The following is a 25,000-nucleotide window of genomic DNA, read 5'->3' as shown; positions in this document are numbered from 1 at the left end:
GAATGAAACTCGGAAAACTCGTCATCGCGGCGGCCGCCGCATCGTCCCTCGTACTCGCCGGTTGCAGCGGAGGCGGCGCCGAGGAGAAGGCTCCCGGCACCGACGGTGAAACCACGGCGACATCACTGATGCTCAACTGGTACCCCTACGGCGAGCACGCCCCGTTCTACTACGGCGTCCAGGAGGGGATCTTCGCCAAGCACGGCATCGATCTGACCATCACCGCCGGCCAGGGCTCGACCAAGACCGCGCAGGCAGCGGGATCCAACCAGACCGACTTCGGCTGGGCCGACTCCGCGGCCGTCCTGTCCAACATCGACAAGGGTGTACAGATCAAGAGCGTGGGCGTCTTCCTGCAGACCACCCCCTCGGCCGTCCAGGTCTACGCCGACGGCCCCATCCAGACCACGGCCGACCTCGCCGGCAAGACCATCGCAGTCTCCGCGGGCGATGCGCCGACGACCACGTTCCCCATCTATCTCGATGCCGTCGGCGTCGAGGAGAGTTCGGTGTCCCAGCAGAGCCTCGACTCCGCAGGCAAGGTTGCCGCCATGTTGTCCGGCCAGGTGGACGGTTTGATCGGCTTCGCACACGATCAGGGCCCCAACATCGCGAACAAGAGTGGCCGCGAGATGCGGTACCTGAAGTACTCCGACGCGGGCCTGAACTTCTTCAGCAACGGTCTCATCGCCAACGAGTCGACCATCGAACGCTCCCCTGAGTTGGTCCAGGCCATGGTCGACGCCACCACCGAGTCCTTCGAAGCCGCCATCGCCAACCCCGAGGCGGCAGTGGCCTCCATGGTCGGCAAGGACCCGCAGACCCCGCCCGAGTCGGTATTGCTGCAGCAGTGGCAGGAAACCATCCCGCTGCTCACCACCCCCAACACCGAAGGCAACGCGCCGGGCGTCAACTCCGAAGAGGACTGGGTGTCCACGATCACCGTTCTCTCCGACGCCGGCCTCCTCGAGAGCGCCGACGAGCCGTCGAAGTACTGGGATTCCACCTTCACCACGACCACCGAGCAGTGAGGTAAGGACATGACCGCCACCTTCGATCGACCGAAAACCGTCCTGACCGACACCGCAGTGGCCGTCGACGACCTGAGCGTCCGCTTCTCCTCCAAACGAGGTGACGTGACAGCGCTCAGCGATGTCGACCTCACGGTAGGAGAAGGAGAGTTCGTCTCCATCGCCGGACCGTCGGGATGCGGCAAATCGACGCTGCTCAAAGTTGTTGCCGGACTGACCAATGCGAGTTCCGGCAGTGTGAGCCTGCGCGGCAAGCAGGTGAAGGGGCCGCAGCGGGGCATCGGTTACGTGTTCCAGCGCGCCGCACTTCTGGAATGGCGGACCGTCCGCAAGAACATCCTGCTGCAGGGCGAGATGCGTGGCATGAACCGCAAGCAGACAGCCGCGAAAGCCGACCAGCTGATCGAGATGACCGGCCTCAGTGGTTTCGAGAACGCACTCCCCCACGAACTGTCCGGCGGTATGCAGCAACGAGTCTCGCTGTGCCGCGCCCTGCTGCACGAGCCCGAAGTGTTGCTGATGGACGAACCGTTCGGCGCTCTCGACGCTCTCACCCGAGAGAAGATGAACGTCGAGTTGCATCGCATCTGGCGCGAAACCGGAACGACGGTGATGCTGGTGACGCACTCCGTGGCCGAGGCCGTGTACCTGGCCAATCGGGTCGTCGTGATGAGCCCGCGACCCGGCCGGATCGTCGAAATCCTCGACGTCGACCTCCCTGTCGAGCGAGATTACAGCTCCACCATGGAACAGCCGGAGTTCATCACCGTCGCCAATCGGGTTCGCGACCTCCTGGGCGCGACGACGAACGCCGACTGACCCTAGGTGAGTGGAAATGTGTCCTGGAGGACACATTTCCACTCACACAAGGCGCTAGCGGCGAGGATCGACCAAGACCTTCGCGTGGGTGCTCTGTCCCGAATCCAGCTCGACGAACATGTCGGTCAACTCCCCGAGCCCGATCGTGCCGGTGTGCAGAGACGCGACATCGAGTCGCTTCTCGGCGATCGCGGTCATCGACCCGACGAAGTCCTCGTGGGAGTACGCCAGCGATCCGATGACCGTGAGCTCGCGACTCTGCCAGTCGCCGTAGCTCACCTGCGAGTCCGTTCCCGGGTAGCCCAGCAGCGACAGCACTCCACCCCGACGAACCAACTGTGCCGACGGCTGGAGAAGACTTGCCACTCCGGTGCATTCGAAGAGAACGTCGGCACCGAGTCCGTTGGTTGCTCCGCGCAGCACGCGATCGAGGTCGGCCGGTTCCACCACGTCGGTGAACCCGAGCCGCGTCGCCTGCTCGCGGCGATGCGGTGACGGTTCGGAGACGATCACCCGGCCGGCACCGGCGTTGCGGGCGTGCTGCGCCGTGAGCAAGCCGATGGGCCCGGCTCCCTGCACCACCACGGTCGATCCGAGCGTCATGGCGGTCCGCTTCACTGCATGGAAAGTCACGGTCGCCGGTTCCACGAGTGCGGCTTCCTCGTCCGTGAGCGCGTCGGGCACCGCGACCACGCGACGGGCCGAGACGGTCAGCGTGGTGCCGAATCCGCCGTGCACCGGTGCGTCGTCGGTGATTCCGTTGGCCTCGGCGAACGCCAGATCACAGTGCGCTGCGTGTCCTGCCGTGCACTGAGGGCACCGCCCGCATGCTGGGCCCACTCCGCCGACGACCCGCTGCCCGACAGCAACGGTCGTGACGTCCTTGCCGATCGCGGAGACCGTTCCGGTCCACTCGTGGCCGAACACAGCCGGGGGCAGGGCAGCCGACGAGTACCCGTGGGTGTCGGTCGCGCAGATCCCGCAGTACCTGATGTCCACGACCACGCCGTCGTCCGCCGGCTCGGGTGCGCGTGCCTCGTCCACGGTCTCCGCTTGGTGCGGAGCAACGACATGGACGTAACGCTGGGCTTCCAACACGGACATGATGGTTACTTCCTTTGTAGATACTTCATAAAGTATCTACAACCATACGCTCCAGCTCACCCAGGTGAGTGGGTGTGCCAGTCCGTCGCCGCCTGATAGCGCGAACCCATGTCGAACAGCTGCTGTTCGTGGTGGGCGGCGGCGGTGAGCTGCATTCCCACCGGCATACCCGAGCCGGAGTGGAATCCGACGGGAACAGCAAGAGTGGGACCGTCGTGCAGTGACCAGGGGTAACTGAACTGACCCATCCGGCGAGACTGGGCGACGACGTCGTCTCCCCCGTCGATGCGGGGAACGTCCACCGGCATCGTGGGGGTGAGCACCACGTCCACGTCCGTGAACACCTTCTTCAGTCCGGTGCGATACTCCGTTCGACCGCGGACGGCGGCCGCCCGTTGGGCATCGGAGATGCTCAGCCCGAGGGAGATTCTTTCGAGTGTCGCGGGCTGGAACAGTTCCGGTTGTCGGTCCACGCGGGCTCGGTGCCGGTGCGCCAGGTCCGAGTAGACGATGGTGTAGACGATGTCCTGGGCGTCGGCGACGCCCGGGATCTCGATCGGCACGATGTCGTAGCCGAGGGTTCCCAGAACTCGGGTTGCAACGTGGACGGCGTCGGCGACACCGTTGTCGACGTCGTCGGTGAAGAACGTGGTGGGAACACCTATCCGCCGGGTTGTCGGTGCAGCCGATCCCGGGTGGTCGGCGAGGACGGTGAACAGCCGGGCAACACCGTCGACCGTCCGTGCCATCGGCCCGACGGTGTCGAACTCCTCGCTGACCGGGAACACACCGTCGTTGCTGATCGCTCCCCAGGTCGGCCGGAGTCCGACGACACCGCACGCCGACGCCGGCAACCGGACCGAACCTCCGGTGTCGGTTCCCAGCGATGCGTCGACGAGTCCCGCGGATACAGCGGATCCCGATCCCCCGCTGGAGCCACCGGGTACCCGGCTCGTGTCCCACGGATTCCGAGGGACGGCGGCCGCGGTGTTCTGCGAGGTGACGCCGACCGCGAACTCGGCCATGTTCAGCTTCGCAGTGATCCGAGCGCCCGCGGCGAGCAGTCGAGCGACGACCTCCGCGTCGCGATTCGCCACGTGCCCGTCGAAGAATCTCGATGCGCACGTGGTGGCCACACCGTCGACGTCGATGTTGTCCTTGACGCCGATTCTCATCCCGGCCACGGGGCCGGTGCCTGACCCGGCGCGGTCACACCAGGTGATGACCGCGCCGAGATCGGTCAGGCCGCGCTCCCGGCGCGCAGGCCCGCAGTTGCTTCCTCGTCGACGGTCCAGTCCTCGGTGTTCACGACCACACCGTAGTCACGTCGCGCGTCTTCCTCGGTCAGGTACTCGTCCCACACGTCGCTGAGCACTTGGAACGGGTCACGCTCGAAGGGATTTCCGAAACCGCCGCCCGACGGAAGTTTGATCTCCAGGGTGTCGCCGGCCCGGATGGTTTCCTGAGTGACCTTGGAGTACAGCACTTCCTCGCGATCGGTCCCGGCGTTGCGGGTGAAGGATCCGGACACACCGTTGTGCCCGCCCAGCGCGCCGGCCGGGGCGTCGGAGCGATTGTCTGCTTCCGAGCCGAGGAACGTGTCGGTCTCCATGAGCCACTTGCGTACGCTGCCGATGCCGCCGCGCCACTGCCCGGGAGCGGGGGCCTCGTCACGCAGTTCGTATCGCAGAGCCCGCATCGCGTGATTGAGCTCGAGTTCCTCGATCGGATTGTTTCGGGTGTTGGCCATCAACGCGTCGACGGCATCCATCCCGTCCTTGCCGTTCCGGCCGCCGTAGGATCCCTCGTTGATTTCGATGTAGACCCAATAGGATTCGCCGTCCGGCGCGATCCCGGAGTACGCGATCGCGCACAGCGCGGCGGACGAACCGGCGACGGCGTGATCGGGAAGTACTGGTGCAAGCGCCAGGTTGATCGAGTCGAACACTCGATTGACTTGGGAGAAGCGAGCGAAGCACGACGCCGGGAAGTCCGGATTGAAGATGGTTCCCTCGGGTGCGTATGCCTTGACGGGACGGAAGCACCCGTCGTTCTGCGGCACGAATTCCTCGGTGACGTCCTCGTCGAGCAGAATCGTGCGGATGGCCGAGACAGCCACGGGTAGAACGGAACCCTCGAACGGGACGTTGAACGCCGTCGGCACCTGACTGTTGGACCCGGTGAGATCGATGAGGATGTCCTCGCCGTCGACCTGGACTCGCACGGCCACCGCTAGCGGTTCACCGCGGTTCTTGCCGTCGTCGTCGAGGTAGCCGATGGGCGCGGAGTAGCTGCCGTCGGGTATCTCCCGAATCTTGTTGCGCAGCATCTTCTCCGAGTAGTCCATCCACCGCTCACCGGCACTCATGACGGTGTCGAGGCCGTACTTCTCCAGTAGCTCGGTGAATCGATTCTCTCCGATCCGCGAACAGGCGATGAGGGCTTCGAGGTCGCCGCGGTTCTGCTCCGGCGTGCGCACGTTGTCGAGGATGTGCTGGATCAGGTAGTCGTTGCGTACTCCGGCCTCGTAGATCTTCATGGAGTCCATGAGTTTGCCTTCGGCCCAGACGTCGACGACATCCATGCACAGTCCCGGGAAGTTTCCCCCGACATCCGATACGTGACCTGTACAGCCGGCGAAGCCGATGTGTTCGCCCTGCCAGAAGATGGGGATGATCACGCCGTAGTCCGGCGAGTGCGCCGCCCCGTGGTAGGGATGATTGTGCAGGATGACATCGCCCGGCTTGTACGTTCCCGCGAGCCGACGGTTGACTCCGCGGATGTAGGCGGGAATCGAACCGCAGTGCATGGGTGTGGAATCCGATTCGCAGAGCTCTCGTCCGTTGACGTCGAAGATGCCCGCGCCGAGGTCCTCGGACTCGCGGATGAGGCTCGAATAGGCCATTCGGTAGAGGACCTGCGCCATTTCCTTGGCCATGGACTGCAGTGCACCACCGATGACACGCAACGTGATCGGGTCGACCTCGACGTCGTTCCACGTTCGTGTTGCCTCACCGGCGAGTGACACTCCGGTCTTGGGCATCAGCGCCTTGCTCATGCGGATTTCCTCTCGATGATGATGTGGCCGACGGCGTCGACTTCTGCGCGCTGATTCATACCGACGATGGTGGTCGAGTCGAACTGTTCGACGATGGCGGGCCCGTCGAACGTGTTGCCGGCGAGCAGCAGCGATCGCTCGTAGACCGGCGTCTCCACCCACTCGGGTTTGGCTGTCTCGTCGGCCCAGAAGAGAGCCTGCGTCGTGGTCTTGATCGCGGCCGACGCGTCGGCGCCGCCTTTCTCGATGTCGGCGATGCGGACGTGAGGAACCGCGCCGACGCCGGTGACCCTGATGTTGATGAGTTGCACAGGCTTGTCGTCGAAGCGTTGTGAGTAGGTTCGGCCGTGGGCTTCGTGGAACGCCTCGGCGGTGGTCTTGATCCACACGTCGTCGATGGCGCCGTCGGGTGCCTGGACGCGAAGTTCGTAACCCTGGCCGACGTACCGACAGTCGACGCTACGTTCGAGCGAGATGTTCTCGGCGGCAACGCCGTCGGCTTCGAGCTGCGCGATCGCCTGTTGGGACAACCGTTCCATCTGCGACGCGACCAGTTCGATGTCCGGGTCGGCCGACGACGTCCACACCGTCGTGGGCACCTCGTAACGGATGTCGGTGGTCAGGAGCCCGACGGCCGAGGTGATGCCGGGGTGGCCCGGCACGATCACGCGAGGGATACCGAGTTGGTCGGCGATCTGCCATGCGAACAGAGGCCCGGCGCCGCCCTCGGCGATCAGCGAGAAGTCGCGTGGGTCATACCCTTTGCGCACGGAGTGCAGGCTGATGGCCTCGGTCATCGAGTGCGCCAGAATCTTGAAGATGCCCATTGCCGCTTCGTCGAGCGGGGTGCCGAGCTTGTCCGCGATGTGGGACTGAATGGCCTCACGGGCGAGTTCGGGCTTCACTTCCATGGTGCCGGACAGGAAACTGTTCTCGCGCAGCCAGCCCATCGAGACCATGGCGTCGGTCGAGGTTGGTTCGGTGCCGCCGCGGTCGTAACAGGCAGGACCCGGCACTGCTCCCGCACTGCGCGGCCCGACGCGGAACATGCCACCGTCGTCGACGACAGCGATGGATCCACCACCGGCACCGATGGTGTCGACCTCGGCCATCGGCACCATGGCGTGGTAGTCACCGATGCGGGTGTCGAGCAGGTGTTTCATGCGCAGTGCGCCGTCGGGTGCCACGCCGACGTCGGCGGAGGTGCCACCGACGTCGAGGGTGATGACGCTCGGATATCCCGACGCCTTGCCGATTGCGCATCCGCCGAGCAGACCGGCGATGACACCACTTGTCAGCAGCGACACCGGGATCTCGCTTGCGCTGCGCGATGTCACGAGGCCGCCCGCCGAGGTCATCAGGTGAACGTCCTCGCCGACCTGGGCATCCCGCGCCTTGCCTGCCAGGTTCGCGATGTACTTGGAGGTCTTCGGGCCGATGAATGCGTTCAGCGCAGCCGTCGAAAAGCGCTCGTACTCACGGTATTGCGGTGCGACCTCGCTGGAGAGCGAGACGAACACACCGGGGAATTCCTCGGCGATGATCGCCTTGACACGTTGCTCGTGCGTCGGGTTGCGGTAGGAGTGCAGGAACGCGACAGCGATCGCCTGCACTCCGCGCTGCTTCAGCAGGCGCACCTGCTCGCGTACGGCGTCCTCGTCGAGCGGAGTCAGGACGGTGCCCGCGGCATCGATGCGTTCCGGTACGACGCGCCGGTTACGGCGCGGCACCAATTGCCACTTCTGCCACGGAAGGTCCTGGTAGTTCGAGTAATTGAGCGGGCGCTTCTTGCGGGCGATGTGGAGAAGGTCGCGGAAACCCTCGGTGGTGATCATGCCGACGTCGCATCCGTTGTGCTCGAGCACGATGTTCGTCGCCACCGTCGTACCGTGGAAGAACATGTCGATCTCCGACGGATCGATCCCCGCTCGTTCGGCGAGAACGGCGATGCCGTCCATGGTGCCGATGGAGGGATCGTGATTGGTCGACGGCGTCTTGTGCACCACGACGGTGCCGTCGTCGTCCCACAGCACGAGGTCGGTGAACGTTCCTCCGACATCGACTCCAATTCGTTTCATCAAAGCTTCCGTTTCTGCCGGCGCCCACGGTGGAGCGGAGAGGTGCTGAGTAGGCTCTTTCGACCTTGCGAGTGTCGTGGATCACTGATGCAAGGTGACACGAGTCATAGTGCCCGCCGATCCCGGCGAACGCAATACCTCTGATGTTTCCGCTTTACAGAGACCCTGGCGAGCGTCCTCCACTGGTTCGGCTAGGGCATGTCACTGCAAAAGAACCGATGATTCGACCAGCGGTCCGCGTTCCAGAGGTTAGGCTCATCGGCAACCGGACTATGCGACCGAACTATGCGACGAACGGACAGTGAGGACCTCGACGTGACCGATACGGTGCCGAAAAGCGGACCTGCGTATGCAGTCCTCGCCACGCATTTGCGTGAGCGCATCCTGTCGGGAGAACTTCAACCAGGTCAACGGCTGCCCGGGGATGCCGAGCTGACCGCAGAGTTCGGGGTCGGCAGGAGCACCATTCGCGAAGCACTCAGGTCTTTGGCCAGCCAGAATCTCATTCAGACGACGCGCGGAGTCACCGGCGGCAGCTTCGTCTCGGCCCCCACCGTCGGGCACATCAGTGCCCACCTGGAAACGGGCGTCGCCTTGATGGCAGCCGCGGAGACCGTGACCGTGGATCAGCTCATGGAGGTGCGCAACCTTATGGAGGTGCCGGCCGCGGGAATCGCCGCGTTCCGTCGCACCGACGAGCACATCGCGCAGCTACGCCAGACGATCTTCGACCCCACCGACGCCCAGGGTCCGGAAACGTTCACCAAGAATCAGGAGTTCCACCTGGTCCTGCTCCGCGCCGCCCAGAACCCGCTGCTCGAGTTGATCACTGCACCCGTCTTCCGGGTGTTGTCGGGCAGATTCGGCCGCGACCACGCCCCGGACGGCTTCTGGACGTGCGTCGACCACGACCATCGCGCGATTCTCGACGTCGTCGCCGACGGCGATTCCATGGGCGCGATGGACCTGATGCGAAAGCACCTCGACCACCTGGGGGATTCCTACCGCCAGATGGACACTCTGCGGTAATCATCTGCTGATTGCGCGAGTGGGCGTGTGGCGAGCTCGAGCAAAACTCTGATATTTCGTCGCGATACGCGGTGGCTCAGTCGAGTGCGGAACGGTCCGGCTCGCCGCGGAATCGGGAGACCGAGCCGTCGATGCGGAGCTTCTTCCACAGGTACTTGGCCGTGCGGTTGGTCATGCCGATCTCGTCGACCAGCATTCGGACGTCGCCGAAGTAGGACTGCAGTTGGTTGCTGCCCACCGGGCCACCCCAGTACGCCTCTTTGACGACCGAACGTGGAATGTCCAGGTCTGCGGCCAGTCTGCGCGGCGGCGCCATGATCACGCCGGCGAGCCAGCGCATGATGATCGGCGTCGACACCGAGACGAGCCACTTGTTGATTCTGCCGAGATTCGGGTAGTGCTGACGGAGGAAGTGGTGCGCGAACGAGATGTGGCGCGCTTCCTCAGCGATGTGAATCTCCATGGTGCGCAACATCGCCGGGGGAACATCCTTGCCCTGCCGGATGACTTCCTTCTGCCAGTGGTCGATCGGCTCTTCGCCCGCGAGGATTCCGATGAAGAACACGACGGGAAACGCCGCGCCCAACATGCCCATCGTCGGTGAAGCGAGACGGAAGTCGGTGCGCATTCCCGGCACGTCGGCCCCGGATCGGTTGACCAACTCCTGGAACATCTGAATGTGGTTGCACTCCTCGGTGATCTCGTGGAGGCAGTACCGAAACTCGAGCGAGTTGTTCGGCATCTTCATGATGAACTGCATCATTCCGCGGATGAGGATGCTCTCGAACGCGGCGCCGACCTTGACCGAGTTGATCTGGATGTGGTGTCCGACCTCGATCTGCCGTCCGCGCGGCAGTTGCTGATACCACGCAGTCCCGCCGAGCGGATGGTAGTTCGGCAGTATCCACCGCGGATCGTGCGAGAACATCTGGAACTCTTCGCTGTCCCAGTCGATGTCTCGGTAGGGGTCGAAGTTCCGGCACCGAACCTTCGGACAGGACATCGAGCATCTCGCGGTACGTCTCGACCGGAAGCCTGGTAGACCCGCCTGCACGTGACGTGCTCTTGCCGGTAACTGTAACCATGCGATCCTCTTCCCGTCCGTCACCGGCGATACGCCTGGTGGCAGCCCATCCACTCGGAAACAATCATGCTTGCTGGTAACCAAAGTTACACACACTTCGTCCGGATGGGAAGGGTCCTTCGACAACGAACAAGCCCGGTGTCGGTGATTTATCACCGACACCGGGCATGGTTCGTCCGATGTTGCGCCTGCAAGGATCTAGCCGGTCACACCCGTCAGCTCGTTGGGTGTGTGGGCGAGCTCGCCCGTCTGGGTGACCTCACCCGTGGACAGGTCCACGGCGTGGACCGAGTTCTTCGCCGGGTCCGAGACGAAGGCGGTTCCCTCGTGGACGAACAACGCCGGGCGCGGCTCCTGCCACTTGACCGGCTCTTCCCACGCGTCGACGACGGGGATGGTCTGCGTGACGGACTTGCTGTTCACATCGATGACGTGGAGCGCACCGTCGGTGCCGAGTACGATTGCTTCGCCTGCCGGTCCGCGTCCGAGCGAGCGGAAGGTGTAGCTGGTTCCGAGATCGACGAGCGTGAGTTCACCACTCACGGTGTCGGTCAGCGAAACACGAGTCGGACGCTCGAGCTCAGCGTCGGGATCGACCTTGTAGTCGCCGAGCAGAACCGGCGAGTCCTCGTCGCCGGCCTGGTTGCCGATGCGGCCGTATGCATCCGGGCTCTGGACCTTGGTGATCGCACCGTCACGGTAGATGAGCAGCCCGTCCTGGCAGCCGACCACGACGGTCTCGTCGGCTGCAACAGCCTCACCGTGCACACCCGGGCACTCTTCGTTGCGGACGACTTCCTTGCGGTCGGCGTCCAGGACGACGATGCCGGTGCGCTCGTCCTCGTTTCCGAGGGTGGTGAGCAGTGCACCATCCGAGAGTTCCACCGCGACACCGTGATGCGCCTCGGGTGTGGTGTAGGTGTCGGTCTCGGGCTTCTCACCCTCGAGCAGCGCAGCGGATTCGAAGATCTCGACCTTGCCGGTACCGTCGTCGAACAGAACGGTCTTGCCGTCGTGCCGGACGACATGCCCCGGTGTGGTGGCGTCGAACTTGACGTCGGTGAGCGCCGGCGTCGACGTGAAGTGTTCCGAACCCGAGGTCCAGGTACCGGCATCGAGCGCAGTGAAAGCACCTGAGCCACTGACGAAGACGTGACGGCCGTCGCCGGCGGGGTTGAGCCGCGTGAAGCCGTCGATACCGGTGACGTCGTCGACGGTCTCGAGAGTGGCAGCGTCGAGGACCAGGACGCCGCCGTCGTAGCTGACCGTCAAGCGCGGCGTCGCAGCGGAATTGGACACGGGTGCAGCTGCGGCCGAGCTTTCGCTGGTTTCACTGTCGGTCGAATCGGAAGAAGAGGAGCAGGCTGCCAACAAGGCAACCGAGGTGCCCAGCGCAACGACGGCGCCGAGCGATCGAGTGGTGCGGTTGTTCATCATGTTCCAAAGAAATACAGGTACATGCAAATGATTGTCAAAGCCTATAGTGCGCACAAATGCATGTGTGACAAGCACTTTCACCTGCGTGTGCGCACCGTGGCACGCACACGCAGGTGTGGGTCAGCGCAGTCCCGCAGCGATGGCGGTCGAGTTGAAGTCCATCATGTCGAGATACGTCGGTGCATCCGAGTTCTCGTCCCCCAGCGACTCGGTGAACAGCTTCACGACGTCGACGTCGACTCCTGCTTCCGACGCCATGACCTGCGCCAGCCTGTCGGGCTGGGACGAATCGACGAAGATGGTGGGCACGCCCGCGTCGCGCACGGTGCCCGCGAGATCCGACAGGTCGGACGCACTCGGAGATGCGAGCGTCGTGCCACTCGGGATGACTGCACCGATGACCTCGAAGTCGTAACGGTCTGCGAGGTAACCGAACACGTGGTGGTTCGTCACCAACTTGCGATTGACGATCGGCGCGAACCGCTCCTGCATGCGCCCGTCCAACTCGACGAGCTGGGCGTCGTAGTCCTGTGCGGCAGCCTCGACGTCCACACCGTCCAGCGACTCGGTCACCGCATCCTTGATCAGCCCGACAGCCGTGCGCATACGCTCCGGATCCGTCCAGATGTGGGGATCCGCGGCGCCCGACGACTGCCCGGAGACGTAGTCGATGGGGTCGACGCCGGGGCCGACCTCGAGAATGTCGGTGCCGTTCGCCCGTGCTGCGTCGATCGTCTTGGCGACGCCTTCCTCCAGCCCGAGCCCGTTGGCGATCAACAGATCCGCCGATTCCACCCGCGCAGCCTCCGCTGCGGAGATCTCGAACGAATGCGGATCCGAGTTGGGCGGCATGAGCACCAGCACGTCGGCCTGGTCTCCGACGATGCTAGAGGTGATGTCGCCCAGAATGTTGGTGGTCACCACGATCGTCGGTGTGCCCGACGAGTCCGCACCCGAGCAGCCCGCCAGAATCAGCGCGGCCGGGAGGACCGCCAGCAGAAGCTTTTTCATGCGCCTATCACACCGATCGATGCGGGCGCGAAGTCGAAGTCGAAGGTTCGCGCGACGCGACCGCCGTCGCGGTAGTCGATCTCGGTGACTGTCCTGGCCACGGGATCGGACACGTAGGCGCGGGTACCGCCGACCTGAAGTTCGGGCGCGTCGCCGTCGTCGGCCGTCGGTCGAACCACGGGCGTCGACGACGTTTCGGCGCCGGTCACCGCGTCGAACACACGGAACGTACCGTCCGCCTGCACGGAGAACACGGTCTTGCCGTCGCTGGACACTCCCGCCGACAGCGCCTCGTCGGCGGTCCTGGCCTGCACCCACTCCCCCGACCTCGTGTCGAGTACAAGCACCCCGGTCTCCGTCGGTGCGGCAACGAGGGCGCCCCGCGAACCATGAGCGAACGACCATGCCCGAGCGTCGGGCGACGGGTACGGGAACTTCGTCGTCGCGAAGTCCGCCGATGCATCCACCTTCAGCACACCGTCCTCGCAGGCGACGACGAAGTAGTTGGAGAACACCGCTTCCCCGTGCATCTCCGGGCACGCCGCGTCCAGCGGACGAACGACGTCACCCGAGCTGTCACGCAATTCGAGACCCGTCGGCAGGTCCTCCTCCGTCCCACCGGTGGAGACCACGAAGTGATCGGACAGCGGAACCGCGATGCCGTGATGAGCGTTGGACTCGATCGTCGTCGCAACCGTCGACTCGGCCTTGCTCAACGAATCGAAGTCGACGACATCCGCACGCCCGGCGCCGTCGAAGAACACCGACACCTTCCGGTCGCCGGCGATGACATGCGCGGGCTCGGCGCCGTCGAGCGAGCCGATGTCGACGGGATCCTTGACGTACGAATGCGTGTGGTCGCCGTGGTCGATGGTCCACGAGCCGGGATCGAGCAGATGCGCATGCTCGTCATCGGTCGCGACGGCATAGCGACCGTTGATGGTCGTGATGCTCGACGCGTTCCCGACATCGAACGTGTGGACGGACTCCTCGGTGGCGAGATCGACAACCTCGATGCGCCCGGAGTCGGCGTCGGCGACAACGAGCCGAGGCTCCGGACCCTCGACCTCGGTCGACCCAGCCTCCGCAGCCAGGTCACTACCCGCCCGAGCAGTGCCGGTTTCCTCCACAACAGGTGCAGCATCATCGCTGCTACCGCACCCAGCAGCAGTCAGGGCAACAATGCCAATGGTCAGAACGGTTTTACGGGCGAACACAGAACTCCTCGGAGCAGAAATGATAACGATTGTCGTTTATGTTAAACCATTCCCCAAGCCGACCCCATAGCGCCCCGGTTGGCACCCCGGTCCGAGCGAACGTGGCGTTCAGTCACTCTGAGTGACCGAACGGTTCATTCGCTCCGAAATAGTGCACCCTCGTTCGTCCGCACCCACCACCCCGCTCGGAGCGAACGTGGCGTTCAGTCACTCTGAGTGACCGAACGGTTCATTCGGTCCGAGAAAGTGCGCCCGCGGACACGTTCGGGATTTCCGAGGGACGGGTGCGCGAGAGTGCGGATTTGCCCATGGCGACGAGGAAGAATTGGAGTACGGCCAGGCCGGCGATGGTGGCGCCGGCGGCGGTGTTGGCGTGCCAGGAGACGAGGAGTCCGGTGATGGTGGCGGACCAGCCGAGGAGGGTGGCGATGATCATCGACTGCACGATGGATCGCCCGAAGAGGTAGGCCGTGGCGGAGGGTGCGACGAGTAGGCCGAAGACGAGGAGTGTTCCGACGATTCGGAAGGATGCGACGACGGCCAGGACGACCAGGGCCAGGAGTACGACGTGTGCGAGGCGGGGCCGGAATCCGAAGGTGTGGGCTTTGCGTTCGTCGAAGACCATGGCGACGAAGGGGCGGTAGGCGACGACGGAGACGACGAGTGCGACGGCGGCTGCGATGACGAGGAATACCAGGTCCGCGTGGGTGGCGGAGAGGACGTCGCCGAAGAGGAAGGATGTCAGGTCGACGGCGAATGATCTCGCGCGGGAGACGATCACTACGCCGAGTGCGAGCATGCCGACGAAGAGCAGTCCGATTCCGGTGTCCTCGGACAGTCGGGAGTTGCGGGAGACCCAGGCGACGCCGCCGATCATGACGACGGCACTCACTGCCGCTCCGATGAGCAGGTTCGCGCTGAGGAGGTACGCGATCGCGACGCCGGGCAGCATTCCGTGCGACACGGCATCGCTCAGGAATGCCATGCCGCGCAACACGACCCATGTTCCGACGAGCGCGCACAGTATCGATACGAGCATGCCTGCCCAGAGGGCGCGCTGTACGAACGAGACAGCGAAGGGGTCGAGTAGCCAGTCCACGGCCTGGAACCCTATGCGATAATGGTTGTCGTGAGCGAATCCGTGTCTGTTCGATCCCTGACCGTCCGGTACGGCAACACCGTTGCCCTCCACGACGTCAGTGCGTCGTTCGAGCCAGGCACCGTCACCGCTCTCGTCGGTCACAACGGTTCCGGCAAATCGACCGTGTTGCAATCTCTTGCAGGCATCGTCGAGCCCGCGTCGGGCGCTGTCGACATTCGACACAGACGTATCAGTTACGTTCCGCAGCGCAGTGACGTCAACGATCGGATGGCTGTCACCGTCGGCGAGGTCGTTGCGATGGGGACGTGGCCACGTCGCGGAATCCTCGGTCGGGCCAGTGCCGCGGATCGCCGTGCCGTCGACGAGGCCATCGATCGATTGAAACTGACCGATCTGCGGTCGCGACGGTTGGCGGAGTTGTCCGGTGGGCAGCGTCAGCGGGCGCTGCTGGCGCAGGCGCTCGTCGAGCATGGAGATCTGGTTCTTCTGGACGAGCCGACGACGGGTCTCGACGCGGAGGCCCGCGAGATCATCAACAGCGTCGTCGACGACGAGGCGGCCCGCGGCGCCGTGGTGGTCATGGCCACTCACGACGCCGACGATGCGGATCGCGCGGATGTCACCATCACTCTCGGGCGCGGGGAGATTTTGTCGTCAACGCGTCGTGACCGTCAATTCGTCGGTGGCGGGGCTCACGACGGCAGGCTCGCGTCCGGACAGTAGGTCCAGCACGGCTTTGGGCCGTGCGAGCCACTCGCGACCGAAGTTCCGTAGCACCGCGAGTCGGTTGCATTCGCATTCTGCGTCCACCCCGTCGACGTCGATGCCTGCGTCCCGGCACAGCGCGACAGCTCTGGACACGTGCAAGCCTTGACTGACGACGAGTGCCTTCTCGACCCCGAAGGTCGTCGCGGCGCGCCAGCAAGTGTCGTAGGTGTCGAGGCCGTAGTCGTCGCCGACGATCCTGTCGGACGGGATTCCGGCGTCGACGAGATATTCGGTCATGGCAGCGATTTCGTTGCCGGACCGACCGTTCGCATCACCGGAGACCAGAACCGCGCGGGCTCGACCGGACTCGAACAGCGACACAGCAGCGTCGAGCCGACCTTCCAGGTACTTCATCGGCTTGCCGTCGCGCACCTGGGATCCGAGGACGATGACCACCGGCGCGGGGGGTGCGTCGGCGGCGTCGTGCACCCGCCCGAAGGACACGGTCGCCACCCATGCCGCAGACGCGAGGACAACGGCGAGCACGCCGACGACGAGGCCGACCGCCACGCGCCACAACTTCTTTCTCAACGAACTCCCGATCTCCGCCCGACGCTACCGGGCGTCACCGTACCGGCCGAGATTGAGGGATCTCTGAGGCAGTCGCCCGCTGTTCAGAGCAGGGCCAGCGCGGCGTCGATCGGCGCACGGTCGCCTAGAGGCGAGATGGCGCCGACGTAGCCGTCGGGCCGCACGAGAACCACACCGTCGGGTGTCTTGAGCCCGTACCGCTGCGCGATCTTGCGCTCGGGATCGTCGACGACGACGGGAGTCGTGCCGGGCACCGACATCGAGGGGGTGCCGGCGACCAGCAGGTGGTCGTTCGGATGCTCCCGATGTGCCCGAGCGAGGCTGTGCCACAACTCGGTTCCGACGACCGGCGGCGCCGCGTCACCGGGTGCCACATGTCCGTGCACGCCTTGCCGGACGATCGGGCTGCCGTGGTAGGCGACGGTGAATTCCTCCATCTCGTCGGCGATCCGGTGCTGTGCGAACTTGGTTCCCGCCACGATGCGCAGCACCTTGTTGCGCACGGTCCGAACGACTTTGGATTCGACGGTGGCCGCGGTGGTCAAGGTCGTCGTCTCCGCGATGACGTGTGCAGCGACGGGATGCCGCTCGTCGTGGTAGCTGTCGAGAAGCAGTTCCGACGCGTTCCCTCTCGTCGCTGCTGCGAGTTTCCAGCCGAGGTTGAATGCGTCCTGCATCCCGGTGTTCATGCCCTGCCCGCCCGCGGGACTGTGCACGTGGGCGGCGTCGCCGGCGAGGAAGACCCTGCCGGTCCGGTACCTCGGCACCTGCGCGTGATGGATCTCGAACGTCGTCAGCCACCGGGGCGAGCGCAGGTCCACGCCGAGCCCTCGCTGAGTGCACAGGCGCTGCAACCAATCCAACGACGGCGCCCGCCCGGATTCGGATGCGTCGATCGCTGCGATGACGCGGACGCGGTCGCCGACCATCGGAAACAGCATCGCCGGGCCCGACCCGGCGGACGCGAAGATGTGCATCGCGCTCGTGTCGAACGGGTAGGTGGCGTCGACGTCGCCCATCAGGAAGCGCTCGCCCACGAACGAGCCTTGCAGCTTCAGGCCGAGGTGATGACGAACGGTGCTCGACGCCCCGTCACATCCAACGAGGTATCGGCACGTCACGGTGTCGCTTCCGACAGTTGCCCGCACCCCGTCGTCGTCCTGGACGAAGTCGGTCAGCTCTTCCCCGCGCTGGATCTCTACCCCCAGGTCGAGCAGCCGCCTCGTCAGGACGGCTTCGGTTTCCGTCTGTGCCGTGGTCACCGTGAACGGGTAGGCGCTGTCGACGGTGTCCAGCGGAATCTGCGCCAACAACTTTCCGTCGGCGTGGAAATGCACTCCCACTGTCGTGCGTCCCGATGCCACGATGTCGTCGACGACGCCCAGTGCGTCCATCATTTCCAGGCTTCGAGAATGTACGACGACGGCGCGGGATTCATCGGTGGGTTCGGTGCGGCGGTCGATGACGCGCACTCGTGTGCCGCGGCGAGCGAGGTCGACGGCGAGAACCAGCCCGACTGGGCCCGCTCCCACCACCAGGACGTCGGTATCGAAGATCGTCATGCTGGAGATGGTGTCTCGAAACCAGTCCCGTGCGCGACGAGTTCGGTGAGAATTCACCCGCCGTCGATGGCAAGAATCACCCGGGGCTTGCGTCCGCGCGCGACCACCCGCTCGATCAGCATCACGATCCGAAATTCGACGCCGTACTTCTGTCGAATCAACTCGGTTGCACGGCGCGCGGGCTCGTCGGTGACGATGCGCGCGGTACCAGCGTGCGTGACGGCGTCGTCGGGCACCTTTCCTCGCCGGTTGCAGGGGCGGAGTTCGACGCGTCCCGAGTTCCTGATTCGTTTGACCTTGCCGCTGTCGGTCGGGGTGAGCACGATCAGTTCGTCCCCGTCGCGGCCGATCCACACCGGCGTCGAGACCGGCTCGCCGGATCTGCGGAACGTGGTGAGCGAGACGAACGGCTGGTCACCGAGCGCGAGGAACGAAGCGGTCATGGATGCCAACGTACGCGCTGATCGGTTCGTTGCTGCCGGCTCGAGTCCCTGCCGATTCTGCGGGCGCACTCGGCGGTAGTCCGTATTGTGCAAGTGTGACGCGCAGCACACAGCGCACGGAATGATTGGGAGTGGAACGTTCATGAAGAGCACCATGCAGGACACCCCGTTGTCGATCGGCCAGCTCGTTCGGTTCGGGACGTCGATTCACCCGGCAGCGGAGGTCACGACCTGGAGCGAGCACGGTCCGTCGACCGTCACGTTCGAGCATCTGGGCAAGCGGGCGGCGCAGCTCGCTCATGGGCTCCGGTCGATCGGGATCGACGACGACCAGAGGGTCGCCACGTTCATGTGGAACAACGCGCCTCACATGGAGGCGTACATGGCCGTTCCCGCGATGGGCGCGGTGCTGCACACGCTGAACATTCGTCTCTTCCCCGAGCAGCTCACCTACATCGTGAACCACGCCGAGGACCAGGTGATCATCGCCGACGCCAGCCTCCTGCCGCTCCTGACGCCTTTGCTTCCGACGATGCCGACGGTGCGTCACCTCGTCGTCGTCGGCGTCGATCCCGCTGATGTCGACGCGCCCGACGGGATCGAAGTGCTCGCCTACGAGGCCCTCCTCGAAGGCCGCCCGGAGGAGTTCGACTGGCCGGAGCTCGACGAACGATCCGCTGCGGCAATGTGTTACACGTCCGGAACCACCGGTGATCCGAAGGGGGTGGTGTACTCGCACCGTTCCATCTGGCTGCATTCCATGCAGGCGTGCATGTCCGACGCGATGGGCCTCGCGCAGTCCGACAAGGTGCTGGCGATCGTGCCGATGTTCCACGCGATGTCGTGGGGGTTGCCGTACGCCGCGTTGATGGTCGGGGCGTCGTTGATCATGCCGGACAGGTTTCTGCAGCCCGCTCCCCTTGCCGAGATGATGTCGACGTTGCGTCCGACGGCTGCTGCTGCCGTCCCGACGATCTGGCAGGCACTGCTTGTTCATCTCGACGAGCATCCGGCCGACCTATCGAGCCTGCGAGATGTCCTCGTCGGCGGAAGTGCCTGCCCGCCTTCGCTGATGCGCGCCTTCCACGAGAAGTACGGGATACACATCACGCAGGCGTGGGGCATGACGGAGACCTCGCCCGTCGGCACCTCGGGACGACCCGACGTCGGACTGTCGGCGGAGGAAGAATTCGATCTCCGTTGCACGCAGGGGCGTTTCGTCGCTGCGGTTCGCGCTCGCCTCGTCGACGACAGCGGAAAGGAACTGCCCTGGGACGGCAAGCAGGTAGGCGAACTGGAGGTGCGGGGGCCATGGATCACCGGCAGTTACTACCGCAACGACGCGCATGACAAGTTCGACGACGGCTGGCTCCGGACCGGTGATGTCGGCACCATCTCCCCCGGCGGTTACCTGACGCTGACGGACAGATCCAAGGACATCATCAAGTCCGGCGGCGAATGGATCTCGTCGGTGGAACTGGAGAACCACGTGATGGAGCATCCAGCCGTGCGCGAGGCCGCGGTCATCGGAGTTCCCGACCAAAAATGGGACGAGCGTCCTCTGGTCGCCGTCGTGGTGCGCGACGGCGAAAAGGTCGCGGCCGAGGAGTTGCGCGAATTCCTCGACGGTCGAGTTGCTCACTGGCAGTTGCCCGAACGCTGGACCTTCATCGACGAAGTCCCCAAGACCAGCGTCGGCAAGTACGACAAGAAGCGTCTGCGAAGCTCCCACGCCGACGGCGCTTTGAACGTCATCGAACTGGGCTGAACCTTTCCACTGCACTTTTTTCGGAGCGAACGGGCCGTTCGGTCAGTCTGACTGACTGAACGCCACTTTCGCTCGAAGCTGATCGTGGGTGCAGGCGACGAAGGCGCCTCCACCCGGCACTTTCTCCAGAGCGAACGGTCCTTTTGGTCAGCCTGACTGATTGAACGCCACTTTCGCTCGAAGCTGGTCGTGGGCGTAGGCGAACGAAGGCGTCGATTGAGGCACTTTCTCCGGAGCGAACGGCCCGTTCGGTCAGTCTGACTGACTGAACGCCACTTTCGCTCGGAACTGGTGGTGGGCGCGGATGGACAAAGGTGTCGATCGAGTTTCGAGGCTCCGCCGCTACCTGGGCCCCTCGAAACTCGACGCGGTCTCCTCTTCCCGAGCAACCGTGTCGGTGAAGAACTTCTTGAACACCGCCTGCATCTGGCGGACAACCTCGATATGGCCCTCGAGAACATCGACCATGTTGTTCTCCCCTCCAACAGCCTTCTGCGAAAACACCTGCGCGATCTGTTTGCCCATATCGAAATCACCCCAGCCGGTGACATATGAAAGCTCGGTGGCTTTCGATTGGTGCCCCCTGAGTCGGTCGATGTAGGCGTCGCATGACTCGCTGCACGCCCGGGCCGCCTCGGCGTTGAGGTACAGGTCGCCGTTGTCGGCCGCCACGGCCAGCGATTGCCAATACGTGAGGGGTTGACCGTCAACACTCATGTGCTTCTCCTACTTATCCCGCGGCAGTGCCGATTTCAAATCATCGACGTGATCGAGTAATACAGAACAAGGGTCGACGCCTCCGTCTGCCGTAAAGGCGTTGACCGAGAGTACGACCACGCCAGGCGCGGCTTCCACCGCGACGCTGCAGGAGTCCACGGCATTGGATGCCTTTGTTTGGTACTGAAACGCATCGCGTCCATCGAGTTCGAAATCGCGCCCTGCAAAGTTGGACGAATCCTCTCGCGCCTCCCCGACCGTGCGGTTGGACGACGACTTTACTACGAAGTAGTAAGGCACGTTGTGCCCCTTCGGCCTGAACGAGCAGATGTCCCAGTCCGGCACTTCGATCCCTCGGCCCCAGCCGACCTCACGGTAGTCCGGATCCAAGCCGGTTGTCCCGATCTGTTCGGGGGTGATACTGCACGGATCCCATCGGGTCGGCTCGGCCGTCGCCTGCGGCGATACCTCCCTCGCACACCCCCCAAGCAGGGCAGCCGCCGCAATCACGGCCACAATCCATCTGCGCACACGGTCCCCCTCCGTCGAGTACGGCTACCAGATTAGACGCACTGCTTCCTTGATCGGTTCCACTCATCCGACCGCTCCAACTAACCCTGACAGCAAACCAATCAACCGTGTCCCACCCGCCCAGCACAGTGCACCGCACTTGACCCACCCGCCTCTCCCAAAGGGAAACCCATAATTCGATGACAGACTGGGGAAATGAAGGTCGAGACAGTGACGCATGAACCTGCGCGCTACAACTGCCCGTTCTGCCGGTACATCCGAGGCGAGTTCGACGAACTCAATGCGAAAACCGATCTTGTTGTACGAACCGAGTTTGCACTCGCGCGGATCTCGCCAAAGTGGTGGCCGCACAACCCTGGTCATCTTCTTGTCTTACCGGTCGAGCACTTCGAAAACCTCTACACGTTGCCACGGGCGGTGGGGCACGCGCTCTTCGATCTTGTACAGACTGCCGCAATCGTCATGCGTGAAACATACGAATGTGACGGCGTTTCGACAAGACAACACAACGAGCCGGCCGGAAATCAGGACCTGTGGCACCACCACATTCATATTTTCCCGCGCTACACCGACGATCACCTGTACACCCGTCATGACGACGCTGTTCATGTTCCGTCCGAGAGGAGAGCGCCGTATGCAGAGCGCCTACGCGCGAAGTTTTCGTTGTCCTGATCGACGGTGGTCGGGCTCCTGTGGGTCGCGGCAGTACACGTTCCGTCTTCTCGATGGGCGAACTGAATCTTGACCGTTTCCGAGGGTTCGAGTACGACGACTCAACAACGAAGCAGTTATCCACGTCGAGGCCCTTCGGCTTGAACGAGCAGACAACCCAGTCCTACACTTCGATGCCTCGATTCCAGCCGGCGTCGCAGTGGTCGGGTCCCAGGCCTGCGGATCCGGACTACCCGGGGGTGATGCTGCACTGGTTCCACCGTCGACGGCAGTGGCGTTCTCCTCTGGATTCGGTCTCGTGAGTACGAACCGTTCGTACCTGTCTGATTCGAGTGCTCAGACGCGGCGATCCAATTGCTCGACGGCGTCGCGGAGTTGGGCGCCGATGCGGTCGGTGGTCTCGTCGAACATGTCCCGGGCGGCGTTGAGGTGTAGCGAGCCCAGTTCGTCGCCTTCGCGGGTTTCGTATTCGCTGTCGTCGGGGGTGCCGTGGTTCTCGATCCAGCGGACTTTCTGAAGTTCTCGGTCGATTTCGACGAGCCCGTCGAGGTAGGACCGTAACGCCGTGAGTCGGGCGATCAGTGTTCGCTGACGATCCGCCAAAGCGTCGATGCGCTCTTGGTAGATCTTCTGCACTTCGGCGTCGTCGGCAAGGTGGTTCGTCGGTTTGGGGCCGAGCCGCACGAATGCGGCTTCGAGCTTGCCTGCGCTCCAAACGACAGAAGTCACCTCCGAGACCAAGTCGATGCGGACGATGCGGTGGGCGGTGTCCAGCGACGTCCACGCGCTCAACGACGAAATCTCGGCTGCGAGTACGACCACCGCGTGGACTACCTTGCCGCGGGTGGCCGACCGGAGAGCAAGCAACTCGGCGTGCTCGGCCCCGAGGTGATCGACACCGCGACCCCGATCGACGATCTGGCGAACTTTCTCCCGTCGCGGGGAACTTGGATCCGCTACCGCCGATCCACGCCATGCCTTCACTGCCTCGCGCACAAGGTCAGGTTGTTTCGCGGCAGCCGTGGCGTCGAGACCGACCAAGGTGTCGTCGATGGCGCGAATGTCTGCCGACCGTCTATCGAACGGGTTCCACCTCATCGTCGCAAGGTACCTCAGGACTCGGACACTCGTCGCGCTCGTGGCGTGCTCCGCCCACTGTTCACGGCGTTATGGACGCCAGTCGCTGCGCCGCAGCATCGGTCCCTAGCTCGAACCGCATCTTGGGGTTGTGCACATAGAACATTATCCAGGCCTGCAACACCTCTGGATGAACGTCGAATCGACGGGTGTCGAGATCGATCGACAGCTTCGACCTCTTTTCGATACGCCATATCCACGCAGTGATCCGTGAACCGTCGAGGTCGCAGGAACGAAAGTCTCTGCGTCGGTTACGGTCGATCTTGGGCAATATCGACACGACACGGTACACCACGGCGCACCGGGGGAACAGGCGCATGAAGGCGTTGCGGAAGACGCGCACCGGCATCTGCGTAGTCCAGACCGAGTCCCACTTCAGTTCGGACTCGAACGACCACCCCCTGTGACGAATCCCTTTCTCGTCGAGCTCGACCCAACCATTTCGCACCGAGCGGAATGCGACCGAGAAGTAGAACGTCAGTAGTGGAGGGGCGAGAAACCAAATCCAAAAACTCATGGCAATGACCATTGATCCGAAAAGAATGTTCAAGCAGAGCCAACCGCGCAGCTCGTACCGGACAGTGGAGTTCTTGACCCTCGCCAACACTGCGGTACCGGACTTGGTCGACGGCTCGTTGAACCACGGAAAGGTTGTAATCATTACTGCGAAGAACCCGAAGGACAACGCCATGCCGCCCTCACGCAGCCGTCCGTCCGGAATATCCTGGGCAGCCGTGTAGATCATCAAGACTGCGAACACGGCACCGCAAGCGCTTTGCGCGATTAGCCTCGACTTGGGCTTCATCCCCAGAATCGACTCGGTCTGGAAATCAGAAGAAGACATCCCACGCTCCTGTTGCGAGTTCGCCGATGGACGCGCCGGTGTCGTACAGCGCATCCCATCCGTCGACGACGGCGTCGCCTGCGCTACCGAACCCCTCGGCGTACAGGGTATCCACTGCACCGGAGGTGTAGATCCCGGCAACGGCTCCGACAGCTGCACCTGCGAGCGTGCCGATCACCGGCGCTGGAATGAGAGTTCCGATAGCCGCGCCTGCCGCAACCGATGCGCCGAAGCTCGCGCCGGCGGACACGATGGCCTGGTCGGCGGGTTTGCCGTTGTAGATGTCCCACGCAACTCCAGCGACAGCCAGCCCACTTCCCAAACGGGACGATACGCGGCCGGCCTTCGTCCCCAGGTCCTCTGCAGCTTCGGCAGCATCGACCGCTCTGGCTGCAGTAGTGTTCGCATAATCCACGTCCCGATAGATCACCGAAGCCGGCGTACCATCCTGGGCGTTCAAAGCGAGATCGATGTAGCGCCGTGATTCCGCCGTCAGCCAGGCCGACTTACCGTTCAACGCCCACGTCTGGCCCTCGACTACGGCCATTGCGGCCGCGTCGACCACTTCGGTTGCCAGAAAGAACCAATCGACGTAGGGGTTGGTCCAGACTCCAACGAGCGCTTCTGCTGCTTCACGCTCGACCGAGCGAGACTCCTCGGCCGCTCTGGTCGCCTGACCGTACGCAGCAGACAGGTCCCCCGACAGCGGATCGTCGATCGCGTCGCTGCTGATCGTCAGGCCGGCTGCTGCGGCATCACGGCGCGCATCCGCCATCATGGACTGCGCTTTCTGCAAGCCGGCCGCGAAATTGTCGATCTGCCGGGCGTGATCACGAGCCGCCACAGCGATCTTCTCCGCGCCTTCGGCGGCTCGAGTCAGCTTTGGCATCGCCGCGTCGGAGGCAGGGCCGTCCCAGGCGCCGTCGATTCGGTTGCGCGCGGCGAACACCTTGTCTGCCGCATCGTCCAGGACGGGCGCTAGCTGTTCACGCAGCCAGCGAGCAACCTGCCGAACCGATTCCGGGTCACCGTCGATGTGGGTGTCTATGCTCATGTT

22 protein-coding genes and 1 pseudogene are annotated in these 25,000 nt (G+C 64.0%); 6 read left to right on the top strand and 17 right to left on the bottom strand.

The features are described from left to right. The first annotated feature begins 2 nt into the window (after nucleotides 1-2). Together BH95_RS11700 and BH95_RS11695 are read left to right on the top strand one after the other, a co-directional pair. Nucleotides 3-1,031, top strand: coding sequence for an ABC transporter substrate-binding protein (locus BH95_RS11700; RefSeq protein ID WP_019666719.1), 1,029 nt, complete (start codon nucleotides 3-5; stop codon nucleotides 1,029-1,031). A gap of 9 nt (nucleotides 1,032-1,040) precedes the next feature. Continuing rightward, nucleotides 1,041-1,850, top strand: a complete 810-nt coding sequence (locus BH95_RS11695; RefSeq protein ID WP_033187835.1) for an ABC transporter ATP-binding protein — start codon at nucleotides 1,041-1,043, stop codon at nucleotides 1,848-1,850. 54 nt (nucleotides 1,851-1,904) lie between these two features. Here BH95_RS11695 and BH95_RS11690 read toward each other — a convergent pair whose 3' ends face one another. From BH95_RS11690 to BH95_RS11675, 4 genes are read right to left on the bottom strand one after another with little or no spacing between them, the layout of a single operon-like run. Continuing rightward, complete coding sequence (locus BH95_RS11690; RefSeq protein WP_020112988.1) at nucleotides 1,905-2,954, bottom strand: zinc-dependent alcohol dehydrogenase; 1,050 nt, start codon at nucleotides 2,952-2,954, stop codon at nucleotides 1,905-1,907. Nucleotides 2,955-3,010: 56 nt separating this feature from the next. Further along, complete coding sequence (locus tag BH95_RS11685) at nucleotides 3,011-4,177, bottom strand: amidase (protein WP_255182985.1); 1,167 nt, start codon at nucleotides 4,175-4,177, stop codon at nucleotides 3,011-3,013. 17 nt (nucleotides 4,178-4,194) lie between these two features. Beyond that, nucleotides 4,195-6,012, bottom strand: coding sequence for a hydantoinase B/oxoprolinase family protein (locus BH95_RS11680; RefSeq protein ID WP_037182291.1), 1,818 nt, complete (start codon nucleotides 6,010-6,012; stop codon nucleotides 4,195-4,197). Continuing rightward, nucleotides 6,009-8,090, bottom strand: a complete 2,082-nt coding sequence (locus BH95_RS11675) for a hydantoinase/oxoprolinase family protein (protein ID WP_037182290.1) — start codon at nucleotides 8,088-8,090, stop codon at nucleotides 6,009-6,011. The genes BH95_RS11680 and BH95_RS11675 overlap by 4 nt, the downstream gene beginning before the upstream one ends. 285 nt (nucleotides 8,091-8,375) lie before the next feature. Here BH95_RS11675 and BH95_RS11670 point away from each other — a divergent pair, with 285 nt between their 5' ends. Continuing rightward, entirely contained in the window at nucleotides 8,376-9,119 is a 744-nt protein-coding gene (locus BH95_RS11670) for a FadR/GntR family transcriptional regulator (RefSeq protein WP_020112984.1), read from the top strand. Between the two features lie 76 nt (nucleotides 9,120-9,195). Here the strand turns inward: BH95_RS11670 and BH95_RS11665 are convergent. The 5 genes and pseudogenes from BH95_RS11665 to aztB all read right to left on the bottom strand — a co-directional run bounded on the left by BH95_RS11665 (nucleotide 9,196) and on the right by aztB (nucleotide 14,967). Then, nucleotides 9,196-10,129, bottom strand: a pseudogene (locus tag BH95_RS11665) (AurF N-oxygenase family protein). 272 nt (nucleotides 10,130-10,401) lie between these two features. Continuing rightward, nucleotides 10,402-11,640: a zinc metallochaperone AztD gene (gene aztD / locus BH95_RS11660; protein ID WP_037182289.1), complete on the bottom strand. Its 1,239-nt coding sequence runs from the start codon at nucleotides 11,638-11,640 to the stop codon at nucleotides 10,402-10,404. A gap of 120 nt (nucleotides 11,641-11,760) precedes the next feature. Next, nucleotides 11,761-12,651 (bottom strand): zinc ABC transporter substrate-binding protein AztC, encoded by an 891-nt coding sequence (gene aztC / locus BH95_RS11655; RefSeq protein WP_020112981.1) that lies wholly within the window; start codon nucleotides 12,649-12,651, stop codon nucleotides 11,761-11,763. Next, nucleotides 12,648-13,868: a hypothetical protein gene (locus BH95_RS11650; protein WP_231383912.1), complete on the bottom strand. Its 1,221-nt coding sequence runs from the start codon at nucleotides 13,866-13,868 to the stop codon at nucleotides 12,648-12,650. The genes aztC and BH95_RS11650 overlap by 4 nt, the downstream gene beginning before the upstream one ends. 229 nt (nucleotides 13,869-14,097) lie before the next feature. Continuing rightward, complete coding sequence (aztB, locus tag BH95_RS11645; protein WP_037182288.1) at nucleotides 14,098-14,967, bottom strand: zinc ABC transporter permease AztB; 870 nt, start codon at nucleotides 14,965-14,967, stop codon at nucleotides 14,098-14,100. Between the two features lie 21 nt (nucleotides 14,968-14,988). Here aztB and aztA point away from each other — a divergent pair, with 21 nt between their 5' ends. Continuing rightward, entirely contained in the window at nucleotides 14,989-15,693 is a 705-nt protein-coding gene (gene aztA, locus BH95_RS11640) for a zinc ABC transporter ATP-binding protein AztA (RefSeq protein ID WP_020112978.1), read from the top strand. Here the strand turns inward: aztA and BH95_RS11635 are convergent. The 3 genes from BH95_RS11635 to BH95_RS11625 form a co-directional block, all read right to left on the bottom strand. Beyond that, on the bottom strand, nucleotides 15,625-16,248 hold the full coding sequence (locus BH95_RS11635) for a SanA/YdcF family protein (RefSeq protein ID WP_037182287.1): 624 nt from the start codon (nucleotides 16,246-16,248) through the stop codon (nucleotides 15,625-15,627). The two genes, aztA and BH95_RS11635, sit on opposite strands and share 69 nt — an antisense overlap. A gap of 104 nt (nucleotides 16,249-16,352) precedes the next feature. Further along, nucleotides 16,353-17,831: an FAD-dependent oxidoreductase gene (locus BH95_RS11630; RefSeq protein ID WP_244164938.1), complete on the bottom strand. Its 1,479-nt coding sequence runs from the start codon at nucleotides 17,829-17,831 to the stop codon at nucleotides 16,353-16,355. 53 nt (nucleotides 17,832-17,884) lie between these two features. Next, complete coding sequence (locus BH95_RS11625) at nucleotides 17,885-18,274, bottom strand: PPOX class F420-dependent oxidoreductase (RefSeq protein ID WP_033187997.1); 390 nt, start codon at nucleotides 18,272-18,274, stop codon at nucleotides 17,885-17,887. Nucleotides 18,275-18,416: 142 nt separating this feature from the next. Here BH95_RS11625 and BH95_RS11620 point away from each other — a divergent pair, with 142 nt between their 5' ends. Beyond that, nucleotides 18,417-20,042, top strand: a complete 1,626-nt coding sequence (locus tag BH95_RS11620) for a long-chain fatty acid--CoA ligase (protein WP_037182281.1) — start codon at nucleotides 18,417-18,419, stop codon at nucleotides 20,040-20,042. 342 nt (nucleotides 20,043-20,384) lie between these two features. On the opposite strand, the gene BH95_RS11615 is transcribed toward BH95_RS11620, so the two are convergent. Next, nucleotides 20,385-20,759 carry a hypothetical protein gene (locus BH95_RS11615; protein WP_037182280.1) on the bottom strand — a complete coding sequence of 125 codons (375 nt, stop codon included), beginning with the start codon at nucleotides 20,757-20,759 and terminating at the stop codon, nucleotides 20,385-20,387. A 9-nt stretch (nucleotides 20,760-20,768) separates the two neighbouring features. Next, nucleotides 20,769-21,269: a DUF3558 family protein gene (locus BH95_RS27800; protein WP_157773075.1), complete on the bottom strand. Its 501-nt coding sequence runs from the start codon at nucleotides 21,267-21,269 to the stop codon at nucleotides 20,769-20,771. Between the two features lie 216 nt (nucleotides 21,270-21,485). Here BH95_RS27800 and BH95_RS11605 point away from each other — a divergent pair, with 216 nt between their 5' ends. Beyond that, entirely contained in the window at nucleotides 21,486-21,962 is a 477-nt protein-coding gene (locus BH95_RS11605) for an HIT family protein (RefSeq protein WP_037182279.1), read from the top strand. A 336-nt stretch (nucleotides 21,963-22,298) separates the two neighbouring features. Here the strand turns inward: BH95_RS11605 and BH95_RS11595 are convergent, their stop codons facing one another. The 3 genes from BH95_RS11595 to BH95_RS11585 all read right to left on the bottom strand — a co-directional run bounded on the left by BH95_RS11595 (nucleotide 22,299) and on the right by BH95_RS11585 (nucleotide 24,997). Continuing rightward, nucleotides 22,299-23,060 carry a hypothetical protein gene (locus BH95_RS11595; RefSeq protein WP_037182275.1) on the bottom strand — a complete coding sequence of 254 codons (762 nt, stop codon included), beginning with the start codon at nucleotides 23,058-23,060 and terminating at the stop codon, nucleotides 22,299-22,301. 61 nt (nucleotides 23,061-23,121) lie between these two features. After that, the gene (locus BH95_RS11590; RefSeq protein WP_157773073.1) at nucleotides 23,122-23,997 is read right to left on the bottom strand and encodes a hypothetical protein; all 876 of its coding nucleotides are present in this window, start codon (nucleotides 23,995-23,997) and stop codon (nucleotides 23,122-23,124) included. Further along, complete coding sequence (locus BH95_RS11585) at nucleotides 23,930-24,997, bottom strand: hypothetical protein (RefSeq protein WP_037182269.1); 1,068 nt, start codon at nucleotides 24,995-24,997, stop codon at nucleotides 23,930-23,932. Before BH95_RS11585 ends, BH95_RS11590 begins: the two co-directional genes overlap by 68 nt. Nucleotides 24,998-25,000: the final 3 nt, after the last annotated feature.

This window comes from Rhodococcoides fascians A44A, assembly GCF_000760735.1.
Classification (GTDB): Bacteria; Actinomycetota; Actinomycetes; order Mycobacteriales; family Mycobacteriaceae; genus Rhodococcoides; species Rhodococcoides fascians_E.
This window is presented reverse-complemented; position numbering and strand designations above follow the sequence as displayed.